The sequence below is a fragment of the Paenibacillus protaetiae genome, assembly GCF_004135365.1.
Classification (GTDB): domain Bacteria; phylum Bacillota; class Bacilli; order Paenibacillales; family Paenibacillaceae; genus Paenibacillus_AP; species Paenibacillus_AP protaetiae.
In genome coordinates, this window is record NZ_CP035492.1 from 1,971,095 (window position 1) to 1,980,000 (window position 8,906).

Consider the following 8,906-nt stretch of genomic DNA (forward strand, 5'->3'; position numbering starts at 1 on the left):
AATTCCAATTCATTATTGTAAAATATTCGAAATTTGTATTCCACGACATTCCCTCACGCATGACATCTAACCGATCCAAAACCGTTCGATCACGTTGCCGTCTTCTTCAATAAAACTGGCATCTTGGATGCCGCCGTTTTTCAATATCGTTTTTTTGGACGCGGCATTGCGCTGATCGCATACCACAAGCACTTTACCGATCCCAAGCTGCTTTGCTTGTTCCAGGGCTAACGCCAGAAGCTTAGTGGCATACCCTTTCCTTCTTTCGGAAGCGCGGATGCCGTAGCCGATATGGCCGCCGGTATTGTACAGCTTCTCCGAAAGCTTATGCCTGATGTTTACGGCGCCAACGACTTTATTGCTGTCTGTAATCAGCCAATAAGTCGAATCCGGCACCCATCCTTCGGGCAGATTCTCGCCTCGTTCCTGATTGAACAGAGACTGCAGCATCATTGGAAAATCCGAAGGGTCCTTGCTTATGACCCAAGGAACCATCTCTTCACCGCTCTCTTTCCATTCCTCGTAAAAAGCCAAATATTCATCTCTAAGCTCTGCTGTTGGTTTTACAAGCCGAACTTGCTCGGTCATCGTCGTCCCTTCCTTTCCCTCTGAATCCCCGGTTATCTTCTAACCAAACCGATTGTAATCATCCGTTAAATAGAGACGATCGTTTGATAGGAACGGGCCAGTCCTATTATTATACTGAAAACCGAGAATTAAAGTGAATCTGGACAGCAAGGAATTCATTGATGCCGCGTTTGCCGAACTGCCGGGCCGAATCGACTGTATTTTTGCGTGTGCGGGTATTGCTGGCACCTTGTACGGAGGCGGCCGTTTTACACCTGAAGATGTTGTCACGATTAACTTTATCGGCAACCGTTACTTGATCGTGTCGTTTGTTCCCCGTATGCCGGAAGGCAGTTCGATTGCTACTGTTGCGTCGCTGGCCGGCATGGGATGGATGACGAAGCTGGACATACTGGAGCCGCTGATCCATACCGCATCTGAACACGTACATTAGCGGACAAGATTTACAGGTTGATTACGCCGTTACATCCAAGCTTTGGTTCCCGCAAAACTAGTTAACCCGCTTCAGGTTGAGCTATATTTAACGTCCGCGATGAATACGAAAGAGGCTGCCCCGACGGGACAGCCTCTTTCGTATTGCAGTTCGTTTTACACGGCGGAATTCACTTCCGAACCGGCCTCCCTGCGCTGTATGGCAGACTTGCGGAAAAATAGCAGCTCATAAATACAAGGCACGATCACAAGCGTGAGCAGCGTTGCAACGGCCAAGCCGCCGATGACGACGACTGCCAAGCTTTGCGAAACGATGCTGCCGCTTTCGGTAGAGCCGAATACGAGCGGAAGCATTGCACAGATCGTTGCGATCGCGGTCATCAAAATCGGGCGCATTCGTGTAGCTGCTGCTTCGATAAGCGATTCGCGGATCGACATGCGCGTTTCATTTTGTCTGACACGGTCAATAAGCACGATTGCGTTCGTGACGACAACCCCCACAAGCATAACGATGCCAAAGATGGCCGTAAAGTCCGGGGTAATACCCGCGATAATGAGGCCAAGCACCGCCCCGATCGGCACAAACAAAAGCGAGGACAAAATCGCGATTGGCGCACGCAGCGTTTTGAATGTGACCACCATAATGAGATAAACAATGCCGATAGACACGAGCATCATCATAAACAAGCTGGCAAAATCGGCCGACTGGTCGGCTTCCGCTCCGCCAACGTTCAGCTTGACGCCGTCCGGCGGCGTTATTTTTTTCAACGCTTCGTCGATATCATCACCCGCAGTAGACAGCTGTTCAGGGTCTACCGTCGCCGTAACGCGGACGTAGCTTTTGCCGTCTTTATGGTAGAACTGGGTCGGCAGCTCTTCTTTATCCCATTGTGCAAGGCTGGACACGACTTGTGGGCCGTTGTCCGTCATCACCGTAAGCTTATTCAGATCATCCTCGGATGCCGGCTTCAGCGTCGGCTCCAGATTGACGGACAACAGCTGTCCGCCGGCATTGATCGTGCCGATCGGAACCTCGTTGAGCAGGCTTTGCAGCTGCGACGAAATGTCCCCCGCTTTAGCAGCCGATGCATCAACCTTCAGCGTATACACCGTTTTTTTCTCATCCTGGTTGCTTTCGACCTTAAGCACGTTTTTGATTGGCTTGATCGCTGCAATCACTTCTTCAGATGTTTTAGAGATTTGATTCAAATCATTGCCCGTTACATCAATAAATACTTGCGTGCCGCCTCCACCGCCAAGCAAGCTGCTTGTTCCAGCAGTCAGATCGGCACCGGGATAGTTTGGCCGTTCGGCTTGAATGGCGTCGATAACATGTTGTGCATTTTCGCCTTTTTTGATCTGCATCATGTACGTTACAAGAGTCGGCGATTGGACTGAGCCGTAACGCGCCGAATCGGAGCTGTTGCCCATCGACATGTTGACCCACTCCTGCTCCTTGCGGTTCATCAGGAACGCCTCGAGTTTTTTGCCGTTATCCAGCACCTGGTCAAGCGGCGTATCCGGTTTGTACGAAAGCGATACGTTCACCATCGAAGCGCTGGATTGGTCCAGCGCGCCTTTAGGCATCGCAATATAAGTTCCGACCGAACCGGCCAGCAGCACAAACGCAATCAGAATCGGCACCCATTTGAACCGCAGGTTCCAGTTCAGGAACGCCATAAACCGTTTGCTCGGCAGATGTTCTTTAATGGATGCTTTTTTCAGCACGCCCGCGCTAAGCAGCGGAACAACCGTAAGCGCGACAATCAAAGAAGAAAGCAGCGAATACGTCACAGTGAGCGCAAACGGCAGCAGGAAATCTTGCAAGCTTCCGCGAAGCAGCCCCATCGGCAGGAACACCGCAACCGTCGTCAGCGTGGACGCCGTTATCGCCCGGGATACTTCACGCGTCGCATCGACAACTACATCAATAGAGAATTTCTCCTTTTGCAAACGTCGGAAAATGTTCTCGATGACGACAATGCTGTCATCAACCAAGCGGCCAACCGCAACCGCTACGCCGCCAAGCGTCAATATATTAAGCGTAATGCCGGACATATCCAGCAAATAAAGCGTCATGCCAAGCGACAGCGGAATGGACACGATGGTAACAAGCGTCGCACGGATGTTGCGCATGAAGAGCAGAATAACGATCGTAGCGAACAGCGCGCCCATAAGCACTTCCCGCATCATGCTGTTAACGGAATGGACCACCTGCTCGGATGTGCTGAGCATGACGCGAAGGTTAATTTCCGGATGTTCAGCGTTTAATTCCTTGATAGCCTTATCGACGCCGTCACCCACTTTAACCGCATTGGCGCTTGCGCTTTTGGATACAACCAGCATAAGGGCATCTTTGCCGTCGATGCGGTTGACGCTCTCTTTGTCATCCGCAAGCGCCACTTCGGCGATGTCGCTCAGCGCGACGCCGGGGGCTGCCGGGAGAGCTTTCAACGCATCAATGCCGGATAAGCTGCCCGATACATTCAAGTTAACGATCTGGCCGCCGATCGTGCTTTGTCCAACCGAAGCCGATGCCTGACGGCCTTGGAGCACGCCGTACAGCGCCTGAAGCGGAACGCCTTTGGCAGCAAGCTTGTCGGGGTCCGGCGTAATCGTAATTTTGGGCTGCGTCTTGCCGGACAGCTGCACTTCGCCTGCTCCGTCGATATCGCGGAACCGGTCGCTTACGGTTTGCTCCAGCTGCTCTTTCTGCGCTTCCGTAACCCCATCGTTAAACGTGAGCGTCACGAACGATATCGGAATCATCGACGTGTTAAACTGTACAACATAAGGCGGAGATACGTGCTCCGGCAGCTGTACGGCATTCACCGCACGCTCTACCTCCTGCTTCGCTTCCTTCATATCTGTTCCAGACTCAAAATCCAAGTTCACTTGCGCGTACCCGTCACCGGATGACGAGAATACATTGCTTTTCCCTTTAATGCCCGCAAGCGCCTGTTCAAGCGGATTCGTAACGGATTGCTCCATCGAAGCCGCATCGTAACCCGGACCGATAACCGAAACTGTCACCTGCGGGTTATCCGCTTCCGGCAGAAATTCCATCGGCAGCTTGAAATAGCTGAATATCCCCAGCCCAAGCACCATGACGATCAGGATACTGACCGCCGATTTGTTACGGAACGAACCTAAAATGAGTGACCTCATTGGTAAAACCATTCCCCTTCCCATCCATGATTTTCTAATGTCTTTTTCACTTCTACAAGCATAACGGCCGGACAGGTTTTATAAAAACGGCTTTAGACCGGATTTGTTCCTAGACTCAAGTCTAAGTCGGATTACGGCTTTAGGACGTTGTCTGCGTGATCGATCGGATGCTGTGTTCTGTTGCAATGCCACTTTTACCTTTGTTGGTATAAAAATAAAAAGAGCAACCTTGGTCATGGCTGCTCTTGTTGCAATCGTTATAAGGTTTGAATTCTTCTCCCTGTCGCGCTGCCTGCATCTGCAGATTGTATAGTCTCAAAATTTATAGCGAGCAAGAAGTCTCCGAATATTAGCAGGCACGAAAAAATCCTTTTACCCATCGGATAAAAGGATTTTTTCGACGTATCGGGATGACACGATTCGAACATGCGACCCCCTGGTCCCAAACCAGGTGCTCTACCAAGCTGAGCTACATCCCGTTATGAAGTTAGATGGCGTGCCCTAAGAGATTCGAACTCCTGGCCTTTTGATTCGTAGTCAAACGCTCTATCCAGCTGAGCTAAGGGCACAGATTATAATGGAGCGGACGACGAGATTCGAACTCGCGACCCTCGCCTTGGCAAGGCGATGCTCTACCACTGAGCCACGTCCGCAAATGGCTGGGGATCAAGGATTCGAACCTTGGAGTGACGGAGTCAAAGTCCGTTGCCTTACCGCTTGGCTAATCCCCAACATTTTCAATTGAAAAGTTTAAGTTTAAAAATGGGGCGATCGATGGGACTTGAACCCACGAATGCCGGAGCCACAATCCGGTGCGTTAACCCCTTCGCCACGACCGCCATAATATGTAAGTTATTCCGTAATTCATTAGACCGCTGTTCTATCTTTGAACAACGTTTCTAAGTAAAACTGGTGGAGGATGATGGATTCGAACCACCGAACTCAGAGAGAGCAGATTTACAGTCTGCCGTGTTTAGCCACTTCACTAATCCTCCACGTGGTGCCGTCGAGAGGACTTGAACCCCCAACCTACTGATTACAAGTCAGTTGCTCTACCAATTGAGCTACAACGGCATATTCATTTATAAAAGTGGTCGGGATGGAAGTAAATCGCCGACACGAGGATTTTCAGTCCTCTGCTCTACTAACTAAGCTGCCGAGCCTTATGTGTTATAATGGCGGAGCTGACGGGATTCGAACCCGCGGTCTCCTGCGTGACAGGCAGGCATGTTAGGCCTCTACACCACAGCTCCATCCTTATAAGCGCTTCGCATCATCGTTAGAAGATTGGTTGCGGGGGCAGGATTTGAACCTGCGGCCTTCGGGTTATGAGCCCGACGAGCTACCGGGCTGCTCCACCCCGCGTCAGTTAAATGGTGGAGGGTGAGGGGATCGAACCCCCGACCCTCTGCTTGTAAGGCAGATGCTCTCCCAGCTGAGCTAACCCTCCGCAAATATTTCCAAGGCCCTCAAGTAGTAAACGGAGTAACCTTCGAATTATAACAATTTCTTTCCTTTTTAAGGTGAAATTGGTGACCCGTAGGGGATTCGAACCCCTGTTACCTCCGTGAAAGGGAGGTGTCTTAACCCCTTGACCAACGGGCCTTATCGTTTCGCATAGCAAACTTACATAAATTCGCTCTGGCAGAGAGGAAGGGATTCGAACCCTCGAGACCCGGTTAGAGCCTACACGATTTCCAATCGTGCTCCTTCGACCACTCGGACACCTCTCTATATGGCTCCCCGAACAGGACTCGAACCTGTGACAACTCGATTAACAGTCGAGTGCTCTACCAACTGAGCTATCAGGGAATAAAATTTGGTGGAGCCAAGCGGGATCGAACCGCTGACCTCCTGCTTGCAAGGCAGGCGCTCTCCCAGCTGAGCTATGGCCCCATGCATTTCCTCACAAAATGACATTTTAACTATCATCTATGAAGAATATGGTTGGCCTTAGTGGACTCGAACCACCGACCTCACCCTTATCAGGGGTGCGCTCTAACCAGCTGAGCTAAAGGCCAATAAAAAACCCACAGCATTGTGGGTGATTTCATCTATGAAGGTTACACCCTGAAAACTGAGTATGAACAATGTTGCACGCTTTAGCCGTCCCGATGATATTCTCGGGGTAATCATTAGGATAAGCCCTCGACCGATTAGTATTCGTCAGCTGCACGCATTGCTGCGCTTCCACCCCGAACCTATCCACCTCGTCGTCTACAAGGGGTCTTACATACTGGGAAATCTCATCTTGAGGGGGGCTTCACGCTTAGATGCTTTCAGCGCTTATCCCGTCCGTACATAGCTACCCAGCGGTGCTCCTGGCGGAACAACTGGTACACCAGCGGTACGTCCATCCCGGTCCTCTCGTACTAAGGACAGCTCCTCTCAAATTTCCTACGCCCACGACAGATAGGGACCGAACTGTCTCACGACGTTCTGAACCCAGCTCGCGTACCGCTTTAATGGGCGAACAGCCCAACCCTTGGGACCTACTTCAGCCCCAGGATGCGATGAGCCGACATCGAGGTGCCAAACCTCCCCGTCGATGTGGACTCTTGGGGGAGATAAGCCTGTTATCCCCAGGGTAGCTTTTATCCGTTGAGCGATGGCCCTTCCATGCGGTACCACCGGATCACTAAGCCCGACTTTCGTCCCTGCTCGACTTGTTGGTCTCGCAGTCAAGCTCCCTTATGCCTTTGCACTCTCCGAATGATTTCCAACCATTCTGAGGGAACCTTTGGGCGCCTCCGTTACTTTTTAGGAGGCGACCGCCCCAGTCAAACTGCCCGCCTGACACGGTCCCCCTACCGGATTCACGGTAGCGGGTTAGAACTCCGATACGATCAGGGTGGTATCCCAACGTCGCCTCCACACAAGCTGGCGCTCATGCTTCCCAGGCTCCCACCTATCCTGTACAGATCGTACCAAAGTCCAATATCAAGCTGCAGTAAAGCTCCATGGGGTCTTTCCGTCTTGTCGCGGGTAACCTGCATCTTCACAGGTATTAAAATTTCACCGGATCTCTCGTTGAGACAGCGCCCAAGTCGTTACGCCATTCGTGCGGGTCAGAATTTACCTGACAAGGAATTTCGCTACCTTAGGACCGTTATAGTTACGGCCGCCGTTTACTGGGGCTTCGGTTCACAGCTTCGGGACTACTCCCTAACCGCTCCCCTTAACCTTCCAGCACCGGGCAGGCGTCAGCCCGTATACTTCGCCTTGCGGCTTCGCACAGACCTGTGTTTTTGCTAAACAGTCGCTTGGGCCTTTTCACTGCGGCCCCTCGGGCTATTCACCCTACCGAGGCACCCCTTCTCCCGAAGTTACGGGGTCATTTTGCCGAGTTCCTTAACGAGAGTTACTCCGCGCGCCTTAGCATGCTCTGCTCGCCTACCTGTGTCGGTTTGCGGTACGGGCACCTTCACCTGGCTAGAGGCTTTTCTCGGCAGCCGGAGATCATGACCTTCGGTACTCTAAATTTCCCTCCCCATCACAGCCCAGCCTTTCGATGTGCGGATTTGCCTACACATCAGCCTCACTGCTTGGACGGACTATTCCATCAGTCCGCGTCACTACCCTTCTGCGTCACCCCATTGCTCATAACGGTTTACGGTGGTACAGGAATTTCAACCTGTTGTCCTTCCACTACGCCTTTCGGCCTCGCGTTAGGTCCCGACTTACCCTGAGCGGACGAGCCTTCCTCAGGAAACCTTAGGCTTTCGGCGGACAAGATTCTCACTTGTCTTTTCGTTACTCATACCGGCATTCTCACTTGTATACTGTCCACCAGTCCTTACGGTCTGACTTCAACCTATATACAACGCTCCCCTACCCCTAACACTTCTTAAAAGTGTAAGCCATAGCTTCGGTGGTGTGTTTAGCCCCGTTACATTTTCGGCGCAGAGTCACTCGACCAGTGAGCTATTACGCACTCTTTAAATGGTGGCTGCTTCTAAGCCAACATCCTGGTTGTCTTTGCAACTCCACATCCTTTCCCACTTAACACACACTTGGGGACCTTAGCTGATGATCTGGGCTGTTTCCCTTTTGACAATGGATCTTAGCACTCACTGTCTGACTCCCGGTAAACATATCTATGGCATTCGGAGTTTGACTAGACTTGGTAACCCTTGGCGGGCCCCGCATCCAATCAGTGCTCTACCTCCATGATACTCTATACCGAGGCTAGCCCTAAAGCTATTTCGGGGAGAACCAGCTATCTCCGAGTTCGATTGGAATTTCTCCGCTACCCCCACCTCATCCCCGAATTTTTCAACATTCGTGGGTTCGGGCCTCCAGTGCGTGTTACCGCACCTTCACCCTGGACAGGGGTAGATCACACGGTTTCGGGTCTACGACCACATACTCATTCGCCCTATTCAGACTCGCTTTCGCTGCGGCTCCACCTCTTCGGCTTAACCTCGCATGGGATCGTAACTCGCCGGTTCATTCTACAAAAGGCACGCCATCACCCGGCGTTTTTCCAAAGGAAAAGACGCACACGGGCTCTGACTTCTTGTAAGCGCACGGTTTCAGGTTCTTTTTCACTCCGCTCCCGCGGTGCTTTTCACCTTTCCCTCACGGTACTGCTTCACTATCGGTCACTAGGGAGTATTTAGCCTTGGCAGATGGTCCTGCCGGATTCCCACGGGGTTCCTCGTGTCCCGCGGTACTCAGGATCCGTCTCGGAGGGTGCTGACTTTCGGTTACAGGGC

Annotated in this window: 3 protein-coding genes, 15 tRNA genes and 1 rRNA gene (1 of these 19 cut by a window edge); 1 reads left to right on the top strand and 18 read right to left on the bottom strand. The window is 51.8% G+C overall.

What is annotated here, in order from left to right; translation table 11 throughout:
* Positions 1-66 precede the first annotated feature (66 nt).
* Positions 67-588 carry a GNAT family N-acetyltransferase gene (locus ET464_RS09055; RefSeq protein ID WP_129440221.1) on the bottom strand — a complete coding sequence of 174 codons (522 nt, stop codon included), beginning with the start codon at positions 586-588 and terminating at the stop codon, positions 67-69.
* Between the two features lie 133 nt (positions 589-721).
* Between ET464_RS09055 and ET464_RS09060 the strand changes: the two genes are divergently transcribed.
* Positions 722-1,021 carry a Rossmann-fold NAD(P)-binding domain-containing protein gene (locus tag ET464_RS09060; protein WP_129440222.1) on the top strand — a complete coding sequence of 100 codons (300 nt, stop codon included), beginning with the start codon at positions 722-724 and terminating at the stop codon, positions 1,019-1,021.
* 155 nt (positions 1,022-1,176) lie between these two features.
* Here the strand turns inward: ET464_RS09060 and ET464_RS09065 are convergent, their stop codons facing one another.
* The 17 genes from ET464_RS09065 to ET464_RS09150 all read right to left on the bottom strand — a co-directional run.
* Positions 1,177-4,188, bottom strand: coding sequence for an efflux RND transporter permease subunit (locus ET464_RS09065; protein ID WP_129440223.1), 3,012 nt, complete (start codon positions 4,186-4,188; stop codon positions 1,177-1,179).
* A 405-nt stretch (positions 4,189-4,593) separates the two neighbouring features.
* Positions 4,594-4,667: transfer RNA gene (locus tag ET464_RS09070), tRNA-Pro, on the bottom strand.
* A 13-nt stretch (positions 4,668-4,680) separates the two neighbouring features.
* Positions 4,681-4,757: transfer RNA gene (locus tag ET464_RS09075), tRNA-Arg, on the bottom strand.
* Between the two features lie 9 nt (positions 4,758-4,766).
* A tRNA-Gly gene (locus tag ET464_RS09080) sits at positions 4,767-4,841 on the bottom strand.
* A gap of 3 nt (positions 4,842-4,844) precedes the next feature.
* Positions 4,845-4,919, bottom strand: a tRNA-Gln gene (locus ET464_RS09085).
* A 32-nt stretch (positions 4,920-4,951) separates the two neighbouring features.
* Positions 4,952-5,027: transfer RNA gene (locus tag ET464_RS09090), tRNA-His, on the bottom strand.
* A 71-nt stretch (positions 5,028-5,098) separates the two neighbouring features.
* A tRNA-Tyr gene (locus ET464_RS09095) sits at positions 5,099-5,183 on the bottom strand.
* Between the two features lie 3 nt (positions 5,184-5,186).
* Positions 5,187-5,262: transfer RNA gene (locus ET464_RS09100), tRNA-Thr, on the bottom strand.
* A gap of 102 nt (positions 5,263-5,364) precedes the next feature.
* Positions 5,365-5,441 (bottom strand) — tRNA-Asp (locus tag ET464_RS09110).
* 35 nt (positions 5,442-5,476) lie between these two features.
* A tRNA-Met gene (locus tag ET464_RS09115) sits at positions 5,477-5,553 on the bottom strand.
* Positions 5,554-5,562: 9 nt separating this feature from the next.
* Positions 5,563-5,638: transfer RNA gene (locus tag ET464_RS09120), tRNA-Val, on the bottom strand.
* Between the two features lie 80 nt (positions 5,639-5,718).
* Positions 5,719-5,793, bottom strand: a tRNA-Glu gene (locus ET464_RS09125).
* Positions 5,794-5,830: 37 nt separating this feature from the next.
* Positions 5,831-5,921: transfer RNA gene (locus ET464_RS09130), tRNA-Ser, on the bottom strand.
* Between the two features lie 3 nt (positions 5,922-5,924).
* Positions 5,925-6,000, bottom strand: a tRNA-Asn gene (locus ET464_RS09135).
* A gap of 8 nt (positions 6,001-6,008) precedes the next feature.
* A tRNA-Ala gene (locus ET464_RS09140) sits at positions 6,009-6,084 on the bottom strand.
* 48 nt (positions 6,085-6,132) lie between these two features.
* Positions 6,133-6,209 (bottom strand) — tRNA-Ile (locus ET464_RS09145).
* A gap of 115 nt (positions 6,210-6,324) precedes the next feature.
* A 23S ribosomal RNA gene (locus ET464_RS09150) occupies positions 6,325-8,906 on the bottom strand; it runs 377 nt beyond the window's last position.